Source organism: Paraburkholderia kirstenboschensis (assembly GCF_904848585.1).
GTDB lineage: Bacteria > Pseudomonadota > Gammaproteobacteria > Burkholderiales > Burkholderiaceae > Paraburkholderia > Paraburkholderia kirstenboschensis.
In genome coordinates this window covers 651,954-676,836 of record NZ_CAJHCR010000001.1, presented here as the reverse complement: position 1 = coordinate 676,836, position 24,883 = coordinate 651,954, and the positions used below count along the sequence as shown (strand labels likewise).

Annotated in this window: 24 protein-coding genes and 2 tRNA genes; 9 read left to right on the top strand and 17 right to left on the bottom strand. The window is 59.9% G+C overall.

Translation table 11 applies throughout. The annotated features are described in order from the left end of the window. Positions 1–9 precede the first annotated feature (9 nt). From JMY24_RS03140 to JMY24_RS03130, 3 genes are read right to left on the bottom strand one after another with little or no spacing between them, the layout of a single operon-like run. Complete coding sequence (locus tag JMY24_RS03140) at positions 10–1,191, bottom strand: acyl-CoA dehydrogenase family protein (RefSeq protein ID WP_128595511.1); 1,182 nt, start codon at positions 1,189–1,191, stop codon at positions 10–12. A gap of 20 nt (positions 1,192–1,211) precedes the next feature. After that, a complete protein-coding gene (locus JMY24_RS03135) occupies positions 1,212–2,036 on the bottom strand; it encodes an HpcH/HpaI aldolase family protein (protein ID WP_164853553.1) in 825 nt (274 codons plus the stop codon). 12 nt (positions 2,037–2,048) lie between these two features. After that, a complete protein-coding gene (locus JMY24_RS03130; RefSeq protein ID WP_128595513.1) occupies positions 2,049–3,530 on the bottom strand; it encodes an NAD-dependent succinate-semialdehyde dehydrogenase in 1,482 nt (493 codons plus the stop codon). Between the two features lie 238 nt (positions 3,531–3,768). Between JMY24_RS03130 and JMY24_RS03125 the strand changes: the two genes are divergently transcribed. The 4 genes from JMY24_RS03125 to JMY24_RS03110 all read left to right on the top strand — a co-directional run bounded on the left by JMY24_RS03125 (position 3,769) and on the right by JMY24_RS03110 (position 8,438). Next, positions 3,769–4,797 (top strand): TRAP transporter substrate-binding protein, encoded by a 1,029-nt coding sequence (locus tag JMY24_RS03125; protein WP_128595514.1) that lies wholly within the window; start codon positions 3,769–3,771, stop codon positions 4,795–4,797. A 77-nt stretch (positions 4,798–4,874) separates the two neighbouring features. Next, positions 4,875–6,746, top strand: a complete 1,872-nt coding sequence (locus tag JMY24_RS03120; RefSeq protein WP_201701581.1) for a TRAP transporter large permease — start codon at positions 4,875–4,877, stop codon at positions 6,744–6,746. A 34-nt stretch (positions 6,747–6,780) separates the two neighbouring features. Beyond that, entirely contained in the window at positions 6,781–7,491 is a 711-nt protein-coding gene (locus JMY24_RS03115) for a GntR family transcriptional regulator (protein WP_128595515.1), read from the top strand. A gap of 17 nt (positions 7,492–7,508) precedes the next feature. Next, positions 7,509–8,438, top strand: a complete 930-nt coding sequence (locus JMY24_RS03110; RefSeq protein WP_236597308.1) for a D-2-hydroxyacid dehydrogenase — start codon at positions 7,509–7,511, stop codon at positions 8,436–8,438. A 285-nt stretch (positions 8,439–8,723) separates the two neighbouring features. Here JMY24_RS03110 and JMY24_RS38220 read toward each other — a convergent pair whose 3' ends face one another. After that, positions 8,724–9,161, bottom strand: coding sequence for a hypothetical protein (locus JMY24_RS38220; protein ID WP_236597340.1), 438 nt, complete (start codon positions 9,159–9,161; stop codon positions 8,724–8,726). Between JMY24_RS38220 and JMY24_RS03100 the strand changes: the two genes are divergently transcribed. The 5 genes from JMY24_RS03100 to JMY24_RS03080 all read left to right on the top strand — a co-directional run bounded on the left by JMY24_RS03100 (position 9,118) and on the right by JMY24_RS03080 (position 11,828). Then, positions 9,118–9,507 carry a DUF5131 family protein gene (locus tag JMY24_RS03100; protein ID WP_236597333.1) on the top strand — a complete coding sequence of 130 codons (390 nt, stop codon included), beginning with the start codon at positions 9,118–9,120 and terminating at the stop codon, positions 9,505–9,507. The two genes, JMY24_RS38220 and JMY24_RS03100, sit on opposite strands and share 44 nt — an antisense overlap. A 2-nt stretch (positions 9,508–9,509) precedes the next feature. Next, positions 9,510–10,088, top strand: coding sequence for a deazapurine DNA modification protein DpdA family protein (locus JMY24_RS03095; protein WP_128595518.1), 579 nt, complete (start codon positions 9,510–9,512; stop codon positions 10,086–10,088). After that, positions 10,010–10,309 (top strand): helix-turn-helix domain-containing protein, encoded by a 300-nt coding sequence (locus JMY24_RS39555; RefSeq protein ID WP_128595519.1) that lies wholly within the window; start codon positions 10,010–10,012, stop codon positions 10,307–10,309. The genes JMY24_RS03095 and JMY24_RS39555 overlap by 79 nt, the downstream gene beginning before the upstream one ends. A 422-nt stretch (positions 10,310–10,731) precedes the next feature. Continuing rightward, entirely contained in the window at positions 10,732–10,968 is a 237-nt protein-coding gene (locus tag JMY24_RS03085) for a DUF4224 domain-containing protein (protein ID WP_128595520.1), read from the top strand. Between the two features lie 107 nt (positions 10,969–11,075). Further along, positions 11,076–11,828 (top strand): phage integrase central domain-containing protein, encoded by a 753-nt coding sequence (locus tag JMY24_RS03080; RefSeq protein ID WP_128595521.1) that lies wholly within the window; start codon positions 11,076–11,078, stop codon positions 11,826–11,828. A 241-nt stretch (positions 11,829–12,069) separates the two neighbouring features. Here JMY24_RS03080 and JMY24_RS03075 read toward each other — a convergent pair whose 3' ends face one another. From JMY24_RS03075 to JMY24_RS03015, 13 genes are all read right to left on the bottom strand, one after another. After that, positions 12,070–13,305 carry an acyltransferase family protein gene (locus tag JMY24_RS03075; protein WP_201701377.1) on the bottom strand — a complete coding sequence of 412 codons (1,236 nt, stop codon included), beginning with the start codon at positions 13,303–13,305 and terminating at the stop codon, positions 12,070–12,072. Between the two features lie 182 nt (positions 13,306–13,487). After that, positions 13,488–13,564 (bottom strand) — tRNA-Pro (locus JMY24_RS03070). 61 nt (positions 13,565–13,625) lie between these two features. Beyond that, the gene (locus tag JMY24_RS03065) at positions 13,626–14,039 is read right to left on the bottom strand and encodes a MerR family transcriptional regulator (protein WP_128585173.1); all 414 of its coding nucleotides are present in this window, start codon (positions 14,037–14,039) and stop codon (positions 13,626–13,628) included. 46 nt (positions 14,040–14,085) lie between these two features. Continuing rightward, positions 14,086–14,496, bottom strand: coding sequence for an integration host factor subunit alpha (locus JMY24_RS03060; RefSeq protein WP_012433735.1), 411 nt, complete (start codon positions 14,494–14,496; stop codon positions 14,086–14,088). A gap of 69 nt (positions 14,497–14,565) precedes the next feature. Beyond that, positions 14,566–17,001 (bottom strand): phenylalanine--tRNA ligase subunit beta, encoded by a 2,436-nt coding sequence (gene pheT, locus JMY24_RS03055; protein WP_128595524.1) that lies wholly within the window; start codon positions 16,999–17,001, stop codon positions 14,566–14,568. Positions 17,002–17,185: 184 nt separating this feature from the next. Then, positions 17,186–18,199 (bottom strand): phenylalanine--tRNA ligase subunit alpha, encoded by a 1,014-nt coding sequence (gene pheS, locus JMY24_RS03050; protein ID WP_164853555.1) that lies wholly within the window; start codon positions 18,197–18,199, stop codon positions 17,186–17,188. A gap of 158 nt (positions 18,200–18,357) precedes the next feature. After that, positions 18,358–18,717 carry a 50S ribosomal protein L20 gene (gene rplT, locus JMY24_RS03045; protein WP_006052502.1) on the bottom strand — a complete coding sequence of 120 codons (360 nt, stop codon included), beginning with the start codon at positions 18,715–18,717 and terminating at the stop codon, positions 18,358–18,360. A gap of 29 nt (positions 18,718–18,746) precedes the next feature. After that, positions 18,747–18,944, bottom strand: a complete 198-nt coding sequence (rpmI, locus tag JMY24_RS03040) for a 50S ribosomal protein L35 (protein ID WP_006052501.1) — start codon at positions 18,942–18,944, stop codon at positions 18,747–18,749. A gap of 246 nt (positions 18,945–19,190) precedes the next feature. Continuing rightward, positions 19,191–19,715, bottom strand: a complete 525-nt coding sequence (infC, locus tag JMY24_RS03035) for a translation initiation factor IF-3 (protein ID WP_074263967.1) — start codon at positions 19,713–19,715, stop codon at positions 19,191–19,193. 49 nt (positions 19,716–19,764) lie between these two features. Beyond that, positions 19,765–21,672: a threonine--tRNA ligase gene (gene thrS, locus JMY24_RS03030; RefSeq protein WP_128595525.1), complete on the bottom strand. Its 1,908-nt coding sequence runs from the start codon at positions 21,670–21,672 to the stop codon at positions 19,765–19,767. Between the two features lie 251 nt (positions 21,673–21,923). Beyond that, a tRNA-Val gene (locus tag JMY24_RS03025) sits at positions 21,924–22,000 on the bottom strand. 138 nt (positions 22,001–22,138) lie between these two features. After that, positions 22,139–24,382: a RelA/SpoT family protein gene (locus JMY24_RS03020; RefSeq protein ID WP_201701376.1), complete on the bottom strand. Its 2,244-nt coding sequence runs from the start codon at positions 24,380–24,382 to the stop codon at positions 22,139–22,141. Positions 24,383–24,451: 69 nt separating this feature from the next. Beyond that, positions 24,452–24,805, bottom strand: coding sequence for a RidA family protein (locus JMY24_RS03015; RefSeq protein WP_128595526.1), 354 nt, complete (start codon positions 24,803–24,805; stop codon positions 24,452–24,454). Between the last annotated feature and the right edge of the window lie 78 nt (positions 24,806–24,883).

Genomic DNA, 24,883 nt, shown 5'->3' with positions numbered 1-24,883 from the left:
TGTCTCCGCTTACGATTTAAGCGCGCGCGCCACGATGTTGCGCTGGATTTGATTGGTGCCGCCGAAGATCTGAAACATCTTGGCTTCGCGGTAATGGCGCTGCATCGCGTATTCGGCGGAGTAGCCATTGGCGCCCATGATCTGGATGCCGTCAGTGGCGACCTGCACGTACGTATCCGACGCGAAGTACTTCGCCTGTGACGACTCGACGTCGCACGTTTCGCCCTGGTCGAGCAGTTTGGCCGCGCGAAACGCCATCATGCGAGCAGCATCGACGCGAGTCTGCATGTCGGCGAGCAAGTGCGACACCGCCTGGAAATCGATGATCGACTGCCCAAACTGCTTGCGATCGTTCGCATACCAGCGTGCAAGATCGATCGCAGCCTGAGCGCCGCCCACGCACATCGCCGACAAAGCGATGCGCTCCTTCGACAGCACCGTGGTGAGCTTCTTCCAGCCCACGTGCAGGCCGCCCACAATCATTTCTCTGGGAACACGCACGCCGTCGTACACCACTTCGCAGGTGCGAATGGCGTGGCCGCCGAGCAGGTCGATCGGATTGATCGTGAGGCCCTTGGATTCCTTCGGTACCAGAAAGAGGCTGATCCCGTCGTGCTTCTTCGCTTCTGGATTCGTGCGCACAGCGGTCAAGATATAGTCGGCCTGCATCGCGCCGGAAATCCACATCTTGGTGCCGTCCAGTATGAAGTCGTTTCCGTCAGCCACGCCGCGCGTCGTCAGCGAGGCAGCGTCTGAGCCGGAGCCGTTTTCGCTTAGGGCGAAGGCGAGAAAGGCACGACCTTCAGCGAGCTTCGGCAACACCTCGCGTTTGATATCGTCCGGCGCGAAACGCGCCAGCGCGCCGCCCACCATGTTCACGTTCGCATTCCAGAAGCGCGCAAGCGCGATCGTGTGATAGGCGACGATCTCCAGATAGGCGGCCATGTCAAGATAGCCGCCGACGCCGCCGTACTCTTCGGGCAGCGTGATGCCGAACCAGCCCTGTTCCGCGGCCACCTTTACGAGTTCCGCTGGGAAGCGCTTTTCTTCGTCGCACTGACGGACATATTCCGGCGACGCGTGGCGCGTCAGCACACGATTCACTGAATCGCGGAATTCGAATTGATCGGCGTTCAGATACGGTTTAAGGTCGCGCCGGTTGACGAGATTGCTTGCGTATTCGGGATTCACTGTGTCTCCTCCTTGTCCGGTCAGGACACCTTGCGTTGCGCCAAGAGTTCGTCCGCCTGCCCGAGCGGAATTGCACGCAGCATTTGCGAACGCGACTTCGCCCCCGTCATCAGAAACGCGAGATCCGAGCCGCTGAGAATGAAACGCGCGCCTTTCTGCACGTAGGCGGTCATCAGCGCTTCGTCGTACACGCCGCCCACGCCCGGTACCTTGCCGTGCCGGTGGCATGCGGCGCACACGGCGTCGATGGCGGCCGCCACACGCGTATGGCCAAGCTGTCCAGTGATACCCAGATCCGCCGCAAGGTCGGTCGTGCCGACCAGCAGCACGTCGATGCCCGGCACCGCCGCGATCGCGTCGGCGTTCTCGAGGCCTTCGCGGGTTTCTATCATTGCTACGACGAGCACCTCGTCGTTGATCGCCCGAACCACATCGGCGATAGGAAGAGCCTCGAAGCCGACCTGCGGCAGCATGCCCGGGATCGACCGCCCGCCCGCCGGCGGGAAGCGGCACATATTGGCGATCTGCACGGCCTGTTCGGGCGTACTGACGTGCGGCACCACGATGCCCATCGCGCCGGTATCGAGCAGCCGTGTGGCGTGGAACGGCTCGTGGCCCGGCACGCGGATGATCGGCGTCACACCGCCCACCAGAGCTGCGGCGCAGATCTGCGCGGCGGTGTCGATGTCCATGGAATTGTGTTCCATGTCGATGAACAGCCAGTCGAAGCCAGCCGTCTGCGCGATCTGCGCGATGTCGACAGTGCGAGCCTGGCGCAGCCCCATGCCGAGGGCCAATTCACCTGCGGCCAATTGCGCTTTTGCGTGATTCTTGATGCTTTGCATGATGGATTCCATTCAGGCGGTTGCGTCGAGCGGCTCGTCGTCAGCCAGTTCGAGGTTGATGAATTTGGTGTCCAGGTAGTCGCGGATTGCGTTCGGACCACCTTCACGTCCAAATCCGCTGTCCTTACTGCCGCCGAACGGCGTCTCCGCCGTCGACGCCACGAACGTATTCACGCCGACTACGCCGGCCTGCAAGCGCTCGGTTGTTTCCAGCGTGTTGCGCATCGAGCGCGTAAAGACATAGGCCGCAAGCGCGAATGGCAGCCGGTTCGCTTCGGTGATGACTTCGTCCATCGTCGTGAACCGGTTCAGAGTGCCGACCGGGCCGAATGGCTCGTCGTTCATCAGGCCAATGTGCGGAGCGGGATTAGCGATGAGTGTCGGCTCGTAGAACCAGCCACGGCCGGATTGCGATGGACGGCGGCCACCGCATAGCACGCTCGCGCCTTCACTCACGGCTTCGTCGACGAGGCGTTCAATCGCCTCGCGGCGCTTCGACGTGGTCAGCGGACCGAGGTCGGTGTTCTGCTGAAGCGGATCGCCGACGCGTAGCGCCTTCGAGCGCTCGACCAGCGCCTTCACAGTCTTGTCGAAAATCGATTCGTGGATATAGAACCGCGTCGGCGACGCGCAAACCTGGCCCGCATTGCGGAACTTGCCCAGCGACGCGAGATGCGCGAAAGCATCAATGTCCGCGTCGCGATGCACGATCACGGGCGCATGGCCGCCGAGTTCCATCGTGACCTTTTTGAGCGTCTTCGCGGACATCTCGACGATCTGACGGCCGATGGGCACCGAGCCGGTGAAGCTGATCTTCGCCACGCGTGGATCGGCCATGACCGTCGGCGTAATTGCGTCGGCTTTGCCAATCACCAGATTGACCGCGCCCTCGGGGAACCCGGCGTCGAGGAAGCAGCGCACCAGTGCCATCGTCGCACCGGCCGCTTCATTTGACGGCCGGATCACGAGCGCGTTGCCGGCGGCCAGCGCCGGTCCCATCTTGCGGGCCAGCAGCAGCAGCGGGAAATTCCACGGCGTGAAGGCGGCGACCACACCGAGCGGCTCGTAATGCACCAGATACCGTCCGCCCTTGACGCGGCTTTCGTATGACATGCCGAACACACGGCGTGCTTCGTCGGCGAACCAGTCGATCGACTCGGCTGACGCGTTGGCTTCCCCATTGGCCTGGGCAATCGGCTTGCCGGTTTCCAGTGCCACGATTCGTGCGAGCTGCGGCGCGCGTTCGCGGATAAGCGTTGCGGCTCGGCGCAGCAGTGCTGTGCGCTCCCACGGTGTGAGCTTGCGCATTGCGGCTGAAGCCTCGGTCGCGGCATCGATGGCCTCTGTGACCTGTGCCGGCGTGGCCAGCGGCATATAGCCCAGCCGCTCTTCGGTCGCCGGATTGATCGAAACCTGCCCGTTGTCAGCCGTCGCAGGCTGCCAGCGACCGGCGATCAGCAAGCCGTGCTCGCGATAGTGCCCTTCTAGTTCCATTGCCTCCTCCTATAAGTATTACGGACTACCTGTCTTCCAGGTGCTTTCCCGGTGTTTCAGTGCATGCACTCTTTTTCTTATATCAACACCTTGACAGCTAAGTGTCAACACTTTTAGAGTGTGTGTCAGCGAAACAGGATCTGTCGCATGCACTTTCAATGTCGACGAATCGCTAAAAAGAACGCCGCGGCGCCGCCGAATGCGTCATGCACCCTCCCTTTCCATGGAGCGAGACAAAATGAGTTCGTATTCCCGTCGTACCTTTCTTCAAACCCTCGGAGCAGCCGCGGTGGCGACAACCGGGACCGGTTTGTTCCCATCGTCGGCTCGCGCCCAGACCGCGCAGTTCAAGTTGAAGTACGCGAACAACCTGGCGATGTCCCATCCGCTCAATGTCCGCGCAAAAGAGGCGGCGGACGCCATCAAGAAGGAAACCGGCGGCCGCGTGGAGTTGCAGATTTTCCCGAACGGTCAGATGGGAACGGATACCGACATGCTGTCGCAGGTTCGTTCGGGGGCCATCGACTTTCTCACTCAAGGTGGCGTGGTGCTGTCGACGCTGGTGCCGGTCTCCGCGATCAACGGCATCGGCTTCGCGTTCAAGGACTACAACCAGGTATGGGCGGCGATGGACGGCGAGCTCGGCAGCCACATCCGCAAGGCGGTTTCGAAGGTGGGCCTCATCGCGATGGAAAAACCGTGGGACAACGGCTTTCGCCATCTCACGAGCTCGGTCAAGCCGGTGCTAAGTCCGACCGACCTCAAGGGCCTGAAGATCCGCGTGCCGGTCAGCCCTCTTTGGACTTCGATGTTCAAGGCGCTCGACGCCTCGCCCACCAGCATCAACTTCAGCGAGGCCTATTCGGCACTGCAAACCAAGGTGGTCGACGCGGAAGAAAACCCGCTCGCGCTGATCGAAACAGGCCGCTTCTATGAAGTCCAGAAGTACTGCTCGTTGACCGGCCATATCTGGGACGGCTTCTGGTTCCTTGCCAACGCGCGTTCGTGGGGCAACCTGCCACCGGACTTACAGACGATCGTGGCGAAACACCTGAATGCGGCCGCGGTGGCTGAACGGGCGGACGTCGCGGCACTGAGCACATCGCTCGTCGAAACGTTGCGATCGCACGGCATGGCGTTCAACAAACCCGACATCCAGCCGTTCCGCGCCTCGCTGCAAAAGGCCGGCTTCTACGACCAGTGGCGCAAGAAATACGGCGATGAAGCCTGGGCGTTGCTCGAGAAGTACACGCAGAAGCTCGCATGAGCACGGACCACCGAAGAGTTTCTGGAGAACGAGTCATGACTTCCCGAGTTCATCCCGAGCAGGTGTTCGCCCACGACATGGGCGCGCCGAAGGAACGACCTGCGGCATCGAAGGTCGTGCGCGTCGGCAGCACACTCGAAACGGCCATCAAGTGGATCACCGAAGTGCCAGCTGCTTTGCTGCTGTTGGCCGAAGTGGTGCTGCTCCTCACCAACGTTTTCTGCCGCTACGTGTTGCAGGATCCGTTGATCTGGGGTGACGAACTTGCGTCGATCCTGTTCATCTGGCTGTCGATGCTGGGCGCAGTGGTGGCGCTGCGCCGCGGCGAACATATGCGACTGACGATGTTCGTCGCCAGGATGTCCCCGCAAAATCGCGCGTTTGCGGAGACAGTCGGAAATTTCATCGTGATGACTTTCGTGCTGCTGCTGGTTCGGCCGGCAACCGAGTGGGCGATGAACGAATGGATCATCAGCACGCCGGCGCTCGATCTGCCCAATGCGATTCCCGCGGCCGCGATTCCCGTGGCGGCTGTGCTGATGCTCGTGCTCGCCATTACACGGTTGCTCGAGCGCTCGTCGCTTCGCGATTGCCTGAAGGCTTTCGCGCTCGTGGCCGGTGTTGCAATAGCGCTTTACATCGCGCGGCAAGCGCTCGCGCCGCTGACCGCGGTGAGCCTGATTCTTTTTTTCGCCGTCGGCGTAATCACGATCATCTGTCTCGGTGTGCCGATCATGGTCGCATTCGGTGTGTGCACGTTTGCTTATCTTGCAACCGTCACTGGCGCACCGTTGACCATTGTCGTGAGCACGATGAATCAGGGAATGTCGAGCCTGATCCTGCTCGCCGTCCCGCTGTTCATCCTGCTGGGCGCACTAATGGAGGCGATGGGACTTGCCGAAGCGATGATCCGTTTCCTCGCTTCGCTGATCGGACACAAGCGGGGCGGCCTCGCCTACGTGCTAATCGGCGCCATGTACCTCGTGTCCGGCATCTCCGGCTCGAAGGTGGCGGATATGGCCGCGCTCGCGCCGGGCCTGTTCCCGGAAATGAAAAAGCGCGGCGCAAACGAAGGCGACCTCGTCGCAATGCTCAGTTCGGCGGCGGCCATGTCGGAAACCATTCCGCCCAGCCTCGTGCTGATAACGATTGGTTCGGTGACGGGCGTTTCGATCGCGGCGCTGTTCACAGGCGGCTTCATGCCCGCCGTGGTCGGCGCGGTAGCGCTCGCGGCAGTGATCTGGTTCAAGAGCCGCAGGGAAAGCCTGCAAGGCGTGCAACGGGCCTCCCGGGCCGAGATCGGCCGCGCATTTCTGATCTCGCTGCCTGCGCTCGCGCTGCCCTTCGTGATTCGCGCGGCCGTGGTGGAAGGCGTCGCGACGGCGACGGAGGTGGCGACAATCGGCGTGGCTTATACCTGTGCTGTGGGTTTGCTACTGTATCGCCGCTTCGACTGGAGCCGGCTCTATCCTATTCTGGTGGAAGCGGCGTCGCTGTCCGGAGCGATTCTGATCATCATCGGGTGTGCAACCGCGATGGGATGGGCGCTCACGCAGTCAGGCTTCTCCGCGCAACTCGCCTCTATGATGATGGCTGCGCCGGGGGGCAAGCTCGGCTTCCTGGCGATCTCCGCGATTACGTTCGTGATACTCGGCAGCTTTCTCGAAGGAATCCCGGCGATCGTACTATTCGGGCCGCTGCTGTTCCCCATCGCGCGCGCGATGGGCATCTCGGATGTGCACTATGCAATGGTCGTGGTGTTCGCGATGGGACTGGGCCTGTTCGCGCCCCCGCTCGGCCTTGGCTTCTATGCGGCGTGCGCGGTCAGCAAGGTGGACCCGACCACCGCGATGCGCCGCGTTTGGCCGTATCTGGGGGCATTGGCCGGGGCCCTCATCGTAATAGTGCTGGTTCCATGGGTATCGGTAGGTTTTCTGTACGTAAAATAGGCATCGAAAAAATGGCACAGACAAGGCAATCGTCATGAAAAGCGCGCTCAATGGTGCACCGAACAGCAAGGTGAACGCCCGCGCACCGGAGGTGATCGCGTCGAAACTCGACGACATCCGCGATCAGGTGCGCGCCATGATCCAGCGGGGCGAGTTGCGCCCCGGTGAACGCGTGAACGAGCAGGCGCTCGCCAACCAGATCGGCGTCGGCCGTAATTCGGCGCGTGAGGCGCTACGCTCGCTTGAACAGGCGGGGCTCGTACGCATCGTGCCGAACCGGGGCGCGGAAGTGCGGCGGCTGTCGCTGGAAGAGGCAATGGACCTCTACGAAATCCGCGCCGGACTCGCACGCACGGCGGGACGTCTCGCCGCACTGCGCCTGACGACCGACGAGGAGCATCTGCTCGGGCTCCTCCTTGACCAGATGGACGCGGCCGTGGCCGAGCGCGATAGCCGTCAGTATCAGACCCTGAACACCGAGTTCCACCGTCAGTTGATGGCGGCGACCAAGAATCCGCGGTTGATCACAATCAATCAGGCCGTCGAAGACGAGCTGACGCTCTACCTTCACAAGGGCGTGTATTCATTCACGCAGATGCAGCGCTCCTCGAAAGAACACCGCGAACTTTTCGAGGCGCTACGCGCGGGCCAAGCCGACGCGGCTGCGGAGGCTTTCGAGAATCACGTGCAGACGGGAAAGAAACGCATGCTCGACACCGTGTCCACGGGCCCGTCCGAACGTTAATGAAGTGGAGCAGCTTGTTGAAAACCATCGTCTTTCTTGACCGCGCGACGCTGTCGGCCGATCTACCGGATTTTCCGTTTCCGCATCGCTGGGTCGAATATCCGTCTACGACGCCGGAACACGTGCTGGAGCGTTGCCGCGACGCGCATATCGTCGTGACCAACAAGGTTCCACTGTCGGGCGATGTGATCGAGCAGTTGCCGCGACTGGAACTGATCGGCGTGCCGGCCGCAGGCGTCAATCATCTGGACACCGAAACATGCCGTAAACGGGGCATTGGTATCGTCGCGTGTCCGGGCTATTCGACGATCTCCGTGCCCGAGCACGCGTTCGCGTTGATGCTCGCACTTCGCCGCAACCTTATGCCTTACTGGCGCGACGTTTATGCCGGCGGCTGGAGCGGATCACCCACCTTCTACGCCGAACTGCATCCGATCCAGGATCTGCACGGATCGACGCTCGGTATCGTCGGTGCGGGTCACGGTGGAAAGCGTCTTGCCGAACTGGCCGGTGCGTTCGGCATGCGGGTGCTGTTCGCGGAGCGCAAGCGCGCGAGTTGCGTGCGCGACGGCTATGTGGCATTTGACCAGGTGCTGCGTGAGGCCGATACGATCAGCCTGCATTGCCCGCTTACCGACGAAACGCGGCATCTGTTCGGTCTCGCCGAATTCGAGCGAATGAAGCGCAGCGCGTCACTTGTGAACGCCGCGCGCGGCGGTATCGTCGACGAGGGCGCGCTGATCGAGGCACTCGACCGCAAGCTGATCGCAAATGCCGCGCTCGACGTCCTCGAGCAGGAGCCGCCCGCGCCAGATCATCCGCTGCTGTCCAGCGAGCGCACCGATCTGATCGTGACGCCGCATGTTGCATGGCGGACCCAGGTGGCCATGACGCGGCTCGTGACGCAACTCGCACAAGGCATCGAAAAGCATTACGCGCAGCATTGAGAACAGCACTTGAAGGGGGCCGTGCTGCGTCAGTGCCAGCGTGCAAGCGGCGCACGTACAGCGCGAGACGGCCAGCGTCGTCCCAGAGGAGATCAGCCAGCCGACTGTCGACGAGTATAAGCAGCAGGTCTAACCGGCCAAGGCGCAATCCAGCCTGTCGTATTGCGCACCGTCGACGGATTGATCTCCGAACGCCATGTGCAATCTGGCAGCTTTGTGCGACCGGGCAGGTCCTTGTTCTCGAATGACTAAGCAGCGGCGTGGGGCGCTTTGCTGAATCCTGCGCTATTGCAACGCCGTAAGTTTGAGTCCGGAACGCAATTCATGGACAACCTCTTCACGACTTCTTCGCTCGTCGGACACCTGCTCAATACCCTTTTGTAAAACCTTCTCGCAAAAAGTGATTCGGAAGCGATAGTAATCCGCATGCATTTGCGCGTCCATGACACGCTGCTCAGCCTGAAACAGCTCCATGCGCAAAGTTTTCAGCGCTTTTTCAGCCTGTTTCTCGGCAGTCGGCGCGTGATATGCAATCAGGTTAACAAGCCACCGCAGCATGACGAAGCCCTCCTCGCATGAAGTACTCTCCGCAGGTATCGAATCACGCGTCATACCGGCTACGCAACGACCGACCCTGGCCTTTAGTACGACAAAGGCTATCAAAGTCTGGGCAACGCTTGTGTTGCTTTCCGCACCTGTTGGGGAAAATGAAGCTTTGCCCATTTTATGGTCCGGGTTTGAAGCTGGATTGGTCGGCGAAGCTGTCGGCGTGGCTGTCTATTTCGCGTTATACGTGAGGTTCGTCGCTCTCACAAAGCTTGGCCGGGCAAGGCTAGCTACGGCCTCACTCGCTGACGTTGGACAACGCCGTCGATCCGACGTGGCGCCGCGATCTCTCCAACTGAGCGGGCAGACGCCTGACCTCGACTGGCTGCTGCTGACGAAGCGGATCGGCAATGTTATGTCGATGATCAGCGAGACGGCTCGGTATCGATTCGATCCTGATTGCCTCGAAACGCCATGCTCGCCCGATAACGCATGGCTCGGCGCGACTATCCGGAGGATGTGAGCGTGTACGCAGAACAAATCAAGCGCTGGTCGGAGAACGGGAATCTGCTGGCCGCAGTCGCTCAGGATTTCATGTGCGAGGCCCACATGCTGAAGATCACGGGCAAGACGATCCTCGAACACCAGCAGATGACGATCGAGCGTTACGACGCGCTGATGAAGTGCGATGTCGACGGCGTCTACATCATGCCGGTGCTGCAAGGCTACTCGCCGCAAGACTATGTGCGCCACATCGAAATGCATGGCGACCGCCTGAAGCATGGTGCGTGGGTTGGCGTTGGATCGGTGTGTAAGCGGAACGGCGATCCACGATCGATTGAGGCCGTACTGATGGCGATCAAGGCGGTGCGTCCCGATCTGCGACTGCACGGGTTCGGCCTGAAGTCGACGGCGCTGTCGTCGTGGATCGTACGGGCTCTCCTGTACACCGCGGACTCGATGGCGTGGAGCTTTGCAGCTCGCAAGCAGGGTCGCAATGCAAACGACTGGCACGAGGCAAAGGCATGGACCGAGCGAATCAACAGTCGGTCGCCCCCGGCGCAGAAGGGACTATTTACAGCGGAGGAGCTATGCACGATGTGACTGAAACCATCGGCGGCCGACTCAGGCGATTGCGTACCGACGCGCGACTGTCTGCGTCATCGGTAGCGCAGCGCATCCGCATGAGCCAGACGTACCTCTGCGAAGTCGAGCGCGATGAGCACATGCCGGGACTGACGATGGCCGCTGAGCTGGCAAAGCTATTCGGCGTGAGCCTTGACTACATCGCAGGCTTACGGACCACGAGAACAACCCATACGTGAAGAGGCACTGACACCATGACCACCGCCCCATCCGGCGCGCAGACAGGTACAGCCGTGCCGTCACAGTTGATCGACATAGACACGCGCATACGCGTCAGCAGCCTCTCGAGCTTGGGGTTCAGTGTCGAAGTAACCCGGGACAAGGAGGCTGTCTACGATAGGCTCTTCGGATCCCTCCCTACCAAGTCTAAGTTCGCCCTGCCATGGCGAACCAGTTGGGCCCACGGAGGTGACCGAGATCTCGTACCAATACTGGCGGTAGTTCCCGCGCGGGGTCATGTGGATCTCCCTGTTTCACGAATGATCATAGCACCGGTAAAAAAGACGATGACCCGATCCATCGCCATCGTTGGACGGCAACTTGCCATGATCGCCGCAGCACAACGAATGATTGAAATCACGCGCAAACACTGGGGTGTTACATGGCAGCAGTTCTAGACCAACCGATTGACCTGACTGAGGAAGAGATCGTTCGCATGACCGGCTACCGGCGGCTGGGCAAGCAGATCGAGACGTTGAAGTCGCTCGGGACTCCCGCGCGCCGGCGGCCAGATAATTCGGTTCTCGTCATGCGCGTGCACTGCCTGTATCCCGTTGGCTCGCCTGAACGCGCCGCGAACGACAGGCCCAAACTCAAATCCATCTCGCGCAAGAAATGAATCGACGTCGCAAAACACACCGCGGAATGCCAAAGCGGGTCTATCAAAGACACGGTGCGTTCTACTTCTACGCGCCGTCAAAGCTTCGTAATCCATGGACCGGCAAGATGCAAACATGGATACGGCTCTGCTCGATGGACGACGGCGAGCCGGCTATGTACTCCAAGCTTGGAGAGTTGCTGGGTAATAAGAGCTTGGTCGACGGCACGATGCCGAGCCTTTGCGCTGACTGGAAAGACCGCAAGCTGAACCGGTTTAGCGAAGAGGTGCAGAAAGAGTACCGGCGCATGGCCGACGTGATAGCGACCGCCTTTGAAGACTACACGGTAGCCCAGGTGACGACGAAGGACTGTCCCGACTTCCTGCGCGACAACTTCCGCGCGAAGCACAACACGGCGCAAAAGTACGCCAACGTGCTACGGAAGATGTTCAAGTTCGCGGTCAGCGAGAGAGGCTTTCGCCAGGACAACCCGTGCGATCAGCTCGACCTGTCCGACTATCAAACGAAGCGCCGCGAAGTGCTACTGGCTCATGCAGCGATTAAAGCAATTCGCGACGCCGCGCTGATCGGCAAGGACGGCTTGCCGACGGAATCTGGTCCGATGTTCCAATGCATCGTCGACATGTCCTATCTCGTTTGGCAGCGAGCCATCGACGCGCGCATGCTGCTCGAGACGCAAATCACCGACACCACGATTCGCTTCAAGCCCTCGAAGACTGCTGGCACGAGCGGCAAGGTCCTCGATGTGGAGATCACGCCGCAGATACGCGCGGTGATTGACCGCGCTAAGACCATCAAAAAGAAGTATCTGATTATCAGCCCGTACCTCTTCCCCACGCAAAAAGGCGGTGCGTACTAGTTCAAAGACCTGCGAGCGCTCGGCGCGACTGACGCGGCGAAGGCCGGCAAAGGACGAGCAGAGATCCAGACGCGTCTCGCGCATACGACCGGAAAGACGACGGAAATTTACATCAACGAGGCTATACCCGAGACATCATCGCTCGACTTGAAACTGCCGTGGTAACTGATGGACACTGCTTAGTTTGGCACTAGGAATCTCAGGCCCAGCCTAAAGATTCGAGCGGCATATAGCCATCCTTTCAGCCGGCTCTCTCGACTGATTGCACCGTGGTCGGGTGTTGATCGATAGGAGCGCGAGAAGCCGCAGGGCGCCCTTGAATTGATGGCAAAGCAGCGATCCAACTGCCCAATGCTATACCTGGTTTTTCAATTAGCATGTATGTCGCGATGCAAACCATCAAAAGCACCAATGCTGAAATCGCTTGCGCCATGAAGAATTGAGGCGAGCCAGTCAACGAGAAATCGAGTAGTGGACCAGACGTGAACATGAATGTGAGAACAGCGCCATGTGTCAAATACAAGCTGTAGCTGATGTCTCCTAGTCGGCGGGCACCAGTCAGTTTCAATAGGCCGAATAGCGACGTACCGGAAGCGACCAGCGTGAAGAACCCGCCGAGCAGCACGGACGCCAGTTGCGCATAAGCTGTGTCACAAAGCCAGAAAACGCCGACTAGCAACGCAATCGCTATCACCGAGCGTCCCGGGCCGTCACCGCGAATGGCGGAGTGTTCTCGATCGATCGATGCCGCGAGCATCCCGAGCAGGAACTGCGCGACAAAATACCGAGCGCCTGGGCCGATCACACCGTCGACGAAGAGCACAAACACCAAGGCAGCGATAACTATCGGAGTCGTTGTCCGGTTCTTCGCCAGGACTGCGAGAAACGGTAACGATGCATAGAACAACCATTCATAGTACAGCGACCACGACTGCCCGATAATGCCCAGCGTATTGGGAAAGTTGAGAAACGGCTCGGGGTTTTGCACCATGCCAAACGCTAGCCACTGCACCGCCTGCTTAGCGATATGCAAGGGTGATGTTCCTACTGGAATTCCTACCGCCTGTAGCGTTGCCAAGCCATACACGATCGCCACGAAACAATATAGTGGGGAGATGCGGAAAAAGCGCTTAACGTACAGTGGCATCCAACTTATCGATGTTTGTGCGCTGATCAGTCGTGACCAAAAGAGAAACCCAGTGATCATGAAAAACAACGCGACGCCCACCGATCCGAGCATGTCGTAGAAAGGAGAGGGAAATGTGGGTTCGCTTATAGTCGGGCGGAAATGACCCAGCACCGAATGATGAAAAAACACCGCGAGCGCAAGCAGTCCGCGCAGACCATCCAGTGAATGCAGCCGATTCGCCGAGTTGAAATCTGGCGTGTCAAGCCTAGAGAACAGCCTCTTTGGAGTGAGGACCAGAATCAAGCCAGCGGTTGTGGCAGCAGCGGGCCAAATGGCGTAATCGGTCATTGTTATTGCGCAAAGGGCTGTACGAGTCGCAAGGGCAGATTCTACCAGCCCATGACCCCGTGCTAGCGACGCCATGAATATTAGACAAACGTCTAATATTCTGTCTAAACAGTACTGTACGAACGCACAGTGCGGCAGGAAATGAAAAAGCCGCAACGCCTTACGGCGTGCGGCTTTGATCTTGGTCGGGGCGAGAGGATTTGAACCTCCGACCACCTGCACCCCATGCAGGTACGCTACCAGGCTGCGCTACGCCCCGAACAGCACAAAATTATAACAGACACTTCATTCGAAGAGAACCGTCCGCGCCAACAAAGCGACTAGCGATTCAACAGATCGATCACGTGCAGCAGTTCCTTGCGCAACTGCTCGACGTCGACGGCGACCGCGGGTGCTGTCGGCTCCGGCGGAACGAAGCCTTCGACCTGCTCGCCCATTTCAGCCGGCGCATTGTGCGCGCCGCCGCCATGTGAATCCAGGCGGTTGCGTGCACCGTTGATCGTGAAGCCCTGCTCGTACAGCAACTCACGAATCCGCCGGATCAGCAGCACCTCGTGATGCTGATAGTACCGGCGATTGCCGCGTCGCTTGACAGGCCGCAACTGCGTAAACTCCTGCTCCCAATAGCGCAACACATGCGGTTTGACGCCGCATAGTTCGCTGACCTCACCAATCGTGAAGTAGCGTTTCGCCGGAATCGGAGGCAAGACGACTTTTTCCATCGTCGCTGTCATCGTCAGTTAGCCGTCGTGGTGGGTTGCGCAGGAACGCGCCAGTCGATCAGCGCGTGAAGCTCGCTTCCGCGCCGTTCTCGACCAGAGCCTTCAGCTTTTGACTTGCATGGAACGTCACAACGCGGCGCGCGGCAATAGGGATTGCCTCGCCGGTCTTCGGGTTTCTGCCGGGACGCTGTGGTTTGTCGCGCAACTGGAAGTTGCCGAAGCCCGACAGCTTCACACTGTCGCCGCTCTCCAACGCATCCCGGATCACCTCGAAAAACGCCTCCACCATGTCTTTCGCTTCCCGCTTGTTGAGCCCGACATTGTCGAACAGCAACTCCGCAAGTTCCGCTTTGGTGAGCGTCGGCGTTTCAGTTGAAACGACGGCGGGTGATGTCGGAATTTCTCGAATCATGGCGCTGCGTTGCGCCGTAAGAAGGGCTTCGAAATCACTCGAGTTCATTTCATTCATATCTATCAAATGGCGCGCCATGCAGAAAACAAAGGATGCGGAAACAGCCGCGCAATTGTTAAATGCGGGTTATCCGCGCAACCGTGCGCCATATACTCGAGCCAGACGTTCCACCAGAGTCTGAATGGCCAGATCGACCGTTTCGTCCTGAAGGGTCCCGCCAGTATCTTGCAAGGTAACACGGAACGCAAGGCTTTTCTCGTGAGCCCCCAAGCCACCGGAAGTGTTTGATTTTGGACGGAATTCATCGAAAAGCACAACCTTCTGGACGGTCTTGCAGGCGGGCTCCGACTGAGCCTTCTGGAGCTCGTCCAGCAGCGCCTGCGCCTCGATTTTCTGATCGACAACTACCGCGATATCGCGACGCACCGGCGGGAATTTAGACACTTCCGACGGTGTGGGCAAAACGCGTTGCATTAATGCGTCCGCTTCGACTTCAAACAGAATCGGCGCATGCGGTAAATCATATTTTTGCATCCAGCGTGGATGCAGTTCGCCAATCCAGCCGATCGCGCGTCCATTCAGTTCGATGCGCGCGCTGCGCCCCGGATGCAGCGCGGGATGCTCCGCTTTGACGAAACGCGCGACTGCCGGCGCGAGCAGCGCTTCGACGTCGGCCTTCACGTCGAAGTAGTCGACGGTGCGCGTCGGCGCGCCCCACTGCTCCTCTAGCGCGGGACCGTATGCGAGCCCGCCGATCATCTTCGGCTGAGCAAAGCCTTCGACCGTCAACTCTCCGGCCTTGATCGACGGATCGTGCAGGAACACGCGGCCGGCCTCGAACACGCGCACGCGGTCCGCCGCACGGCGGTTCAGGTTCGTGCGCAGCACGTGAATCAGGCTACCGATCAGCGTTGTCCGCATGACCGACAACTGGCTTGCAATCGGGTTCAGCAGACGCACCGGCTTGTCATTGCCAGCGAAGTCCTGCTCCCATTCGGCGTCCACGAAACTGAAGTTGACCGTTTCAGCGTAATCGCGAGCGGCAAGCGCATGGCGGATCGCGTGGATCGAGCGACGCGTTTCGTTGGTCGCGCGCATTTCGCTCTTGGCGACTGGCGGGCGCGCCGGAATTTTCTCGAAGCCGTAGATGCGCGCGACTTCTTCGATCAGGTCTTCTTCGATCTCGATATCGAATCGGTACGACGGCGGCATGACCGAGAACGTGTCGCCGTCGCGTTCGAAGGCGAGGCCGAGGCGCGTGAAGATCTGCGCGATTTCATCTGCGCTGATCGCGATGCCGATGATGCGGTTCGCGCGGGACACACGCATCTTCACGGGCTCGCGCTGCGGCACGTTGACGACCTGGTCGTCCACGGGACCCGCTTCGCCGCCGCAAATGTCGAGGATCAGTTGCGTGATCCGCTCGATGTGCTCGACCGTGGTCGCGTAATCGACGCCGCGCTCGAAGCGATGGCCAGCATCGGTCGAGAAGTTGTACTTGCGCGAGCGGCCGCGAATGCTATCGGGCCACCAGAATGCGGCTTCAAGATAAATGTTGGTCGTGTCGAGCGTAACGGCCGTGCTGTCGCCGCCCATGATGCCCGCGAGGCTTTCAATGTGCTGCTCGTCGGCGATCACGCCAACCGTTTCGTCGAGCTCGACGGTGTTGCCGTTCAGCAGCTTGAGCGTTTCGCCCTTGCGGGCCCAACGCACGTCCATACCGCCGTGGATCTTGTCCAGATCGAACACGTGCGACGGACGGCCCAACTCGAGCATCACATAATTGGAAATATCCACGAGCGCGGAGATGCTGCGCTGACCTGAACGCTCGAGACGTTCGACCATCCATTGCGGCGATTTCGCACGCGCATTCACACCGCGGATGACACGGCCCGAGAAACGGCCGCAAAGATCGGGGGCTGAGATTCTGACAGGCAGCGTCTCGTCGAGCTTGACTTCGACCGGCTTGATCTCGAGCGGACGCAACGGCGCGCCGGTGATCGCGGACGTTTCGCGCGCCACGCCGAACACCGACAAGCAGTCTGCCTTGTTCGGCGTCAGCTTGATTTCAAAAATGGTGTCGTCGAGATTGAGCGTTTCGCGGATGTCCTGGCCAATCGGCGTATCTTCCGGCAGGATCAGAAGGCCGCTATGATCTTCTGAGAGCTTCAGTTCGCGCGCCGAGCACAGCATGCCCTGACTTTCCACGCCGCGCAGCTTCGAGAGTTTGATCTCAAACGGTGCGCCGCCCTCTTCGGCCGGCGGCAGTTGCGCGCCGACCAGCGCGACGGGCACCTTGATGCCGGGCGCCACGTTCGGCGCACCGCATACGATATTCAGCGTGGCGCCTGTGCCGGCGTTGACCTGGCAGACGTTAAGCTTGTCCGCATCCGGATGCTTGACGACTTCCAGCACCTGACCGACCACGATCTTCGAGGTCGGGGGCGCAGCCGGTCGCAGGTCTTCCACTTCGAGACCCGCCATCGTCAATGCGTGCGATAGCTCGTCCGTCGTCAGTTGCGGATCGACAAAAGTTCTCAGCCAGGATTCCGGGAATTGCATGGTTCTGTGTACGTTCTGTTCGGGTTAGGTCCGCGTGAGGCAGATGCATCGCGCAACTCGGCGTTCGGCAAAATCGCCAGTTGCCATGAGCTACCGCGAGTCACCGCCTTTCACTGCCGGGACGCTGTGGCGGCATGCACTGTGTGCATTACCGCGCTCTATGCTTGTCGCGCCATGCGTTCGTTCAAGCGAATTGACGCAGGAAACGCAAGTCGTTTTCGAAGAACAGACGCAGGTCTTGCACGCCGTAGCGCAACATGGTGAGCCGCTCGAGGCCGCTGCCGAAAGCGAAGCCAATGTAGCGCTCCGGGTCGAGGCCCATGTTGCGGATCACGGTAGGATGCACTTGGCCTGAGCCCGAAATCTCGAGCCACTTGCCCGCGTTCTTGCCCGTTTCGAACAGCATGTCGATCTCGGCCGACGGTTCGGTGAACGGGAAATACGACGGACGGAAACGCACCAGAATATCGTCGCGTTCGAAGAATTTCTTGAGGAAGTCGGTATAGACGCCCTTCAAATCAGCAAAGCTGATGTTCTCGTCGATCCACAGACCTTCGACCTGATTGAACATCGGCGAGTGAGTCGCGTCGCTGTCCACACGGTAGGTGCGACCCGGCACGATCACCTTGATCGGCGGCGTGTTGGTACGCGCGTAACGCACCTGCATCGGGCTCGTATGCGTGCGCAGCAGCAGTTGGCGCCCGTCGGCATCTTTGCCGTCGACGTAGAAAGTGTCCTGCATTGAGCGAGCCGGATGGTTTTCCGGGCTGTTCAACGAGGTGAAGTTGTACCAATCGGTTTCGATTTCGGGGCCGTCGGCCACGTCGAATCCGATGCTGCCGAAAATCTGTTCGACGCGCTCCCACGTGCGCATCACCGGGTGCAGGCTGCCCGTATTGGCGCCGCGGCCTGGCAGCGTGACGTCGATCGCTTCGGCGGCGAGGCGCTGATTCAGCAACGCGTCGGCCAGCGCCTGGCGGCGAGCCGTCAGCGCGGCTTCAACCTGTTGCTTGACGAGGTTGATCCGTGCGCCTTCTGTCTTGCGCGTTTCGGGATCGAGTTTGCCAAGGCCCTTCAACAGTTCCGTCAACGCACCCGACTTGCCGAGAAAGCGTGCTTTCTCATTCTCGAGGGTGGTGACGTCGGAGGCTTCTGCGAAGGCTTTTTGCGCGTCCGCGACAATCTGGTCCAGGTCCATTGATCCCATCATTTCAACGTCAGTGTTCAATCGAAGCAAAACTGGTTCTACCAACAAAAACGGGGCTCGGTGAGGAGCCCCGTTTTTGTTGCAGCGTCACCGAGACTACCGGATGTTCGCTGCAACGAACCACGCAGTGTTAATTGCCAGAAGCGCAATCAGGCTGCAACGGCGGCTTTCACCTGCTGAACGATCGCAGCAAAAGCAGCCTTGTCGAACACAGCCATGTCGGCCAGCACCTTGCGGTCGAGTTCGATCGAAGCCTTCTTCAGGCCGTTGATGAACACGCTGTACGTCATGTCGTGCTGACGCACCGCCGCGTTGATACGCGTGATCCACAATGCACGGAACACACGCTTCTTGTTGCGGCGATCGCGATAGGCGTACTGGCCTGCGCGCATGACCGCCTGCTTGGCGATGCGATAGACGTTATTGCGACGGCCGCGGTAACCCTTGGCCAGCTTGATGATCTTCTTGTGACGGGCCCGTGCGGTAACCCCACGTTTTACTCGAGGCATGTCTTGCTCCTATGAGTTTCGGTTAAGGGTTAAGCGAACGGCAGCATTGCGCGCACGGAGTTCAGATCGGAATCATGAACTGCCGTCGAACCGCGCAGATGGCGTTTGTTCTTGGTGGTCTTCTTGGTAAGAATGTGGCGCTTGAAGGCTTGACCGCGCTTGACGGTACCGCCCGGACGCACCACGAAGCGCTTTGCAGCACTCTTCTTGGTCTTCATCTTCGGCATGACAACTCCATTATTAGATGGATATGGGTGTGCGGTCGGCCTGATGGCCATTACCCGCCCTTCGAAACCCATTCCACTTGGTATGCAGACCGCCAATACCGCCGGCAGCCGCTTTTCGGAAACGGCGCGCATTTGCATAAGCGCCGTCTCGAAACCTGCTGATGCCGCACCGGACACCCGGCGCGACGTCGTTCAACTTTTCACAACCAGAACACGCGCCACGTGGCGCGTCGCCGCTCTGACCGCTTACTTCTTTTTCTTCGGAGCGAGCACCATGATCATCTGGCGCCCTTCCATTTTCGGCATTTGCTCGACCTGACCAACTTCGTCGAGGTCCGTGCGCAGGCGTTCCAGCATGCGCATACCGATTTCCTGGTGAGCCATTTCGCGGCCACGGAAACGCAACGTGATTTTCGTCTTGTCGCCGTCGTCGAGAAAGCGAATGAGGTTGCGCAGTTTGACGTTGTAGTCACCGTCGTCAGTGCCCGGGCGGAATTTGACTTCCTTGACCTGAACGATCTTCTGCTTGAGCTTGGCCTCGTGCTGCTTCTTCGCTTCCGAGTACTTGAACTTGCCGTAGTCCATCAAGCGGCAAACCGGCGGAACCGCTTGCGGCGCGATTTCCACCAGATCCACGTCTTGCTGCTCCGACATGCGGAACGCATCAGCAAGTTTCACGATGCCGAGCGGTTCGTTCTCGACTCCGACCAGACGCACCTCGGGTGCCGTAATTTCACCGTTGATGCGGTGCGCAGACTTATCAGTAGCGATGTTACGTTTCCTCTAAAAATTAAAAAAACGAGCCGCGCTGCCAAGTGGCTCAGTTGAACGACTGCACGTTCTGGCGCAGACGCTCAATGAAAGAATCGACAGGCATCACGCCAAGGTCGACACCACCACGGGCACGCACGGCTACCGTTTGGGCTTCACGCTCCTTGTCGCCGACCACAAGCAGGTACGGCACCTTCTCAAGCGTGTGCTCACGTATTTTATAGCTAATCTTCTCGTTGCGCAAATCGGCCTCTACTCTAACCCCTTGTTTTTGCAACGATTGGGCCACAGACTGTGCGTATTCGGCCTGACTTTCGGCGATATTCATCACCACTACCTGCATTGGAGCGAGCCACGCAGGCATTGCACCAGCATGGTGCTCGATCAGAATGCCGAGAAAACGCTCCATTGATCCGACGATTGCCCGGTGCAGCATGATAGGACGGCGACGGCTGTTGTCTTCCGCGACGTACTCGGCGCCCAGACGCTCCGGCAGCACCATATCGAGTTGCAACGTGCCGCACTGCCACGAGCGGCCGAGCGCGTCCTTGATGTGATATTCCACTTTAGGACCGTAGAACGCCCCTTCGCCCGGCAGTTCTTCCCAGGTCACGCCGCAAGCCGTCAATGCTTCGCGCAAGCCCTGCTCCGCGCGGTCCCAGGTCTCGTCCGTGCCGGCACGGGCGTCAGGCCGCAACGAAAGTTTGATCTCGACGTTGTCAAAGCCGAAGTCCTTGTACACGCTCATGGCCAGCGTGTTGAAGGCGATCGACTCGCTGATGAACTGTTCTTCGGTACAGAAAATATGCGCGTCGTCCTGCACAAAGCCACGCACGCGCATCAATCCATGCAGCGCGCCCGACGATTCATTGCGGTGGCACGAGCCGAACTCCGCGTAACGCAGCGGCAGATCGCGATACGAGCGCAGCCCGTGGTTGAACACCTGGACGTGACCGGGGCAGTTCATCGGCTTGATCGCGTAATCGCGCTTTTCCGATTCAGTCGTGAACATGTTTTCACGATAGTTCTGCCAGTGACCCGACGCTTCCCACAGCGACCGGTCCATGATCATCGGCGTCTTGATCTCGAGGTAGCCCGCGTCGTTCACGCGGCGGCGCATGTACTGCTCGACCTGCTGCCACAGCGTCCAGCCGCGCGGATGCCAGAACACCATGCCCGGCGACTCGTCCTGCATGTGAAACAGGTCGAGTTGCTTGCCGAGCTTACGGTGATCGCGCTTCTCCGCCTCTTCGAGCATGTGCAGATACGCGTCCTGATCTTCCTTCTTCGTCCAGGCCGTGCCGTAAATACGCTGCAACTGCTCGTTCTTCGAATCGCCGCGCCAGTAGGCGCCCGCCACCTTCATCAGCTTGAAGACCTTCAGCTTGCCGGTGGACGGCACGTGCGGACCGCGGCACAGGTCGGTGAAGCCGCCGTGCGAGTACAGCTTGATTTCGTCGGTAGCGGGAATCGATTCAATGATCTCAGCCTTGTACTTCTCGCCGATGCTCTTGAAGTAGTCCACCGCTTCGTCGCGTGACACGACGCGGCGCGAGACCGGCTCGTCTTTCTTCGCGAGCTCCTGCATGCGCTTTTCGATCTTCTCGAGATCTTCCGGCGTGAAGGGACGGCTATACGCGAAGTCGTAGTAGAAGCCGTTGTCGATGACCGGACCGATCGTGACTTGCGCTTCCGGATAGAGATCCTTCACTGCGTAGGCGAGCAGGTGCGCCGCAGAGTGACGAATGATATCGAGACCGTCTGCGTCTTTTTCGGTGACGATGGCAAGCGCCACGTCGTGGTCGATCAGCGCGGACGTATCGACCAGCTCACCGTCGATCTTGCCGCCGAGCGCGGCCTTGGCAAGGCCGGGGCCGATGGACGCGGCCACTTCGGCGACGGTCACCGGATGCTCGTACTGTCGAACAGAACCGTCAGGCAGACGTATCGAAACCATTGCGTTCTCCGTGGTGCCGACCGGCGGCGGCATATACATCAATCAAACAAGCCAAAAAAAATGCGGCCCCGCTTTCGAGGGGCCGCATTCACATTTCCTGCAAACTACACTGGCGAAAGTGGTCCTCGACTAGCGTCGCTCCGAAGTGGTTTCGGTCAACGTTCGCGGTGTCATAACCGTATTCGCCTTTTGCGCCACAGGCGCTTACTGCAGTTTGCGAAACCCCGGCAGTACCGGAATTTCTCTTTCGTTGGTAGGCTCGATTGGACTCGAACCAACGACCCCCACCATGTCAAGGTGGTGCTCTAACCAGCTGAGCTACGAGCCTGAAGAAACGAGATTATATGGAGCCCCACACTGCTTGGCAAGTACTTTTATGCACCGGCTTTAAATTGCGCTTACCCACATCACTCACTCGCTTGCGCATGAGCAAGTGAGCACATCGACTCAACATCGCGTCACTGCGTCAGCCTTTGCGCGACGCCCGCACGACACCCGTCACTTCGCCGAGCAGCGTGCAGGCGCGCTGAATTTGCGCGGCACTCGACACCTCGACGGTGAATTGCATGAACGCGGCATTGCGGCGGGTTTGAGTCTTCACACCGATCACATTCATTTTTTCTCGCGCGAACACTTCGGAGATATCGCGCAGTAAACCCTGGCGGTCCGTCGCGTCGATCGAAAGATCGACTGGATAAACCGATTGCCCCCGGCCGCTCATCACGTCCGCTGACCACGCCGTTTGCAACACACGCTCCGGCGCACGTTCGGCCATACGCAAAAACGTCGGGCAATCGCTGCGGTGAATCGACATGCCCTTGCCTCGCGTCACAAAGCCGGAGATGTCGTCAGGCGGCGCCGGACGGCAGCAGCGAGCTAGCTGCGTGAGCAGCGCGTCGACGCCGACCACCAGCACGCCTGTCGACGCACCGCGCGCCACGCTCGCGCCACTACTGCGTTTCTCGAATTGCTCGGGTACTTCGACCACCGGCTCAGGCGGCGGCGCATCGTGCAGCGCCTGCTCGACGAGTCGCAGACTGAACTCTTCCTTCCCGACGACCGAGAACAGATCGTCGGTAGTCTTGAAGCCGAGTTTCGCGGCGAGCTGATCCAGATTCACCGAGGTCTTGCCCTCGCGCTGCAGCGTCTTTTCGACCATTGCGCGGCCGCTCGCAATGTGCTCCTGCAACTCGACGGCGTTAAACCACGCGCGCACTTTCTGGCGCGCGCGGGGGCTGTGCAGATAACCGAGTTGTGGATTGAGCCAGTCGCGCGACGGCCCGCCTTCTTTGACCGCGACGATCTCCACCGTCTGGCCGTTCTGCAACTGTGTGTTGAGCGGCACCATCGCCCCGTCGACGCGCGCACCGCGGCACCGATGCCCCAACTCGCTATGCAGGTGATAAGCGAAATCCACCGGCGTCGCACCATGCGGCAACGCGATCACACGCGCTTGCGGCGTGAGCACGTAGATGTGGTCGTCGTCGAGCGTGGCCTGGCGCAGTTGCTCCCACGGCTGCGCCGCGCGCTTCTCGCCGTGCTCGCCCTCGGACACGTCGTCTTTCCACGCGAGCAATTGACGCAACCACGCGATCTTCTCGTCGTACTTCTCATTGGCGGCGAACTGACCGCCGTAGCCGCGCGTGCCGGCTTCCTTGTAGCGCCAGTGCGCGGCCACGCCGTACTCGGCGAACTGATGCATGTCGTGCGTGCGGATCTGCACTTCGAACGCACGGCCGTCGTCGCCGATCACGACTGTGTGCAGCGACTTATAGCCATTCGGCTTCGGTCGCGAGATGTAATCGTCGAACTCTCTCGGCACCGGCTGCCACAGGTTGTGCACGATGCCGAGCACCGTGTAGCAATCCTTGATGTCCGGCACGATTACGCGAAACGCGCGCACGTCGTACAGTTCGGCGAAGTCGAGTTCCTTGCCACGCATCTTGCGCCAGATGCTATAGATATGCTTCGGCCTGCCGCTTACTTCCGCGCGAATGTTCGCAGCGGCGAGTTCCTGCTGCAGACGTTCAATGGCCTGCGCAACATAGCTTTCGCGCTCAACGCGCTTTTCATCCAGCAACTTCGCGATGCGCTTATAAGTCACCGGCTCTTCGAAGCGGAACGCAAGGTCTTCGAGTTCCCACTTCAGTTGCCAGATGCCAAGACGGTTGGCGAGCGGCGCATAGATGTCGAGCGTTTCACGCGCCACGTCGGGCGACGGCGTGAGCTTCGCTGCCGCGTAATAACGCAGCGACTGCAGGCGCGACGCGAGCCGTATCAGCACCACGCGAATATCCTGCGCGAACGCGAGCAGCATCTTCCTCAGCGCCTCGACCTGCGCGCGCCGCGCGGCCTGCGCATCACGCCCCGCTTCGGGCATGGCGTTCTGCGCCGCGCGCAAGCTAACCGTGCCGAGGCGCAGCAGCTTGCGCACGTCGCCGACAAGTTGCGCGACTTCTTCGCCGAAGTTGTCGGCGATCACGCGCTCGGGGTCTTGCAAATGCGGCGTCAATGCGAACAACGCTGCCGCCAGCACGGCTGGCGGATCGACATTGAGCGTGCGCATGATCGACGCGGTGCCCGCCGCATGGTCCGCGAGAGACTCGCCCGATGACAGCCGCACCTCGCCGGCATGCTGACGCACGAATGCCATCGCTTCGTCGAAAGACGGAAGCGGATTCGGCGTGCTCGTAACGGTTTCGGAATTCATCGTGCGGCGGCCCACCGGGCCCAGGCAAATCAACGGAATTTCAACAACAACTGCTTGATCTTGCTTCGCCTAGCTGCGCTGCGCCGCGACCACGACGATTTCAACGAGGCACTTCGGGTTCGCGAGCTTCGCCTCAACGGTCGCGCGCGGCGGCGTCGCGCCTTGCGCAACCCACTCGTCCCACACCGCATTCATGCCGGCGAAATGCTCCATGTCCGAGATGTAGATCTGCACGGACAACAGATGCGATTTATCGCTGTCTACCTCGGCGAGCAGGCGGTCGATATGGCCGAGCACTTCGCGCGTCTGCCCCGTGATGTCCTGGTCCGCGTCTTCGGCGATCTGGCCAGCAAGGTAAACCGTACCGTTGTGCACGGCAATTTCAGAAAGACGCTTGCCGACATGGTGACGAATGACTGCCATGAAGAATCCTGAAGTAGGTGAAAGAAGATTGATCGGGATGCGCTATGCATGACGCGTTTGAACGCCACGCGCAACTGC

Bases quoted from the DNA above. Each gene is read 5' to 3' on its own strand.
- rplT (WP_006052502.1), bottom strand. From the start codon at position 18,717: ATGCCTCGAGTAAAACGTGGGGTTACCGCACGGGCCCGTCACAAGAAG.
- JMY24_RS38220 (WP_236597340.1), bottom strand. From the start codon at position 9,161: ATGGGCAAAGCTTCATTTTCCCCAACAGGTGCGGAAAGCAACACAAGC.
- JMY24_RS03115 (WP_128595515.1), top strand. From the start codon at position 6,781: ATGAAAAGCGCGCTCAATGGTGCACCGAACAGCAAGGTGAACGCCCGC.
- JMY24_RS03085 (WP_128595520.1), top strand. From the start codon at position 10,732: ATGGCAGCAGTTCTAGACCAACCGATTGACCTGACTGAGGAAGAGATC.
- JMY24_RS03075 (WP_201701377.1), bottom strand. From the start codon at position 13,305: ATGACCGATTACGCCATTTGGCCCGCTGCTGCCACAACCGCTGGCTTG.
- JMY24_RS03065 (WP_128585173.1), bottom strand. From the start codon at position 14,039: ATGACAGCGACGATGGAAAAAGTCGTCTTGCCTCCGATTCCGGCGAAA.
- JMY24_RS03135 (WP_164853553.1), bottom strand. From the start codon at position 2,036: ATGCAAAGCATCAAGAATCACGCAAAAGCGCAATTGGCCGCAGGTGAA.
- thrS (WP_128595525.1), bottom strand. From the start codon at position 21,672: ATGGTTTCGATACGTCTGCCTGACGGTTCTGTTCGACAGTACGAGCAT.
- JMY24_RS39555 (WP_128595519.1), top strand. From the start codon at position 10,010: ATGGACCGAGCGAATCAACAGTCGGTCGCCCCCGGCGCAGAAGGGACT.
- pheT (WP_128595524.1), bottom strand. From the start codon at position 17,001: ATGCAATTCCCGGAATCCTGGCTGAGAACTTTTGTCGATCCGCAACTG.
- JMY24_RS03020 (WP_201701376.1), bottom strand. From the start codon at position 24,382: ATGAATTCCGAAACCGTTACGAGCACGCCGAATCCGCTTCCGTCTTTC.
- JMY24_RS03015 (WP_128595526.1), bottom strand. From the start codon at position 24,805: ATGGCAGTCATTCGTCACCATGTCGGCAAGCGTCTTTCTGAAATTGCC.
- JMY24_RS03125 (WP_128595514.1), top strand. From the start codon at position 3,769: ATGAGTTCGTATTCCCGTCGTACCTTTCTTCAAACCCTCGGAGCAGCC.
- JMY24_RS03060 (WP_012433735.1), bottom strand. From the start codon at position 14,496: ATGAATGAAATGAACTCGAGTGATTTCGAAGCCCTTCTTACGGCGCAA.
- pheS (WP_164853555.1), bottom strand. From the start codon at position 18,199: ATGGACCTGGACCAGATTGTCGCGGACGCGCAAAAAGCCTTCGCAGAA.
- rpmI (WP_006052501.1), bottom strand. From the start codon at position 18,944: ATGCCGAAGATGAAGACCAAGAAGAGTGCTGCAAAGCGCTTCGTGGTG.
- JMY24_RS03080 (WP_128595521.1), top strand. From the start codon at position 11,076: ATGCAAACATGGATACGGCTCTGCTCGATGGACGACGGCGAGCCGGCT.
- JMY24_RS03120 (WP_201701581.1), top strand. From the start codon at position 4,875: ATGGGCGCGCCGAAGGAACGACCTGCGGCATCGAAGGTCGTGCGCGTC.
- JMY24_RS03130 (WP_128595513.1), bottom strand. From the start codon at position 3,530: ATGGAACTAGAAGGGCACTATCGCGAGCACGGCTTGCTGATCGCCGGT.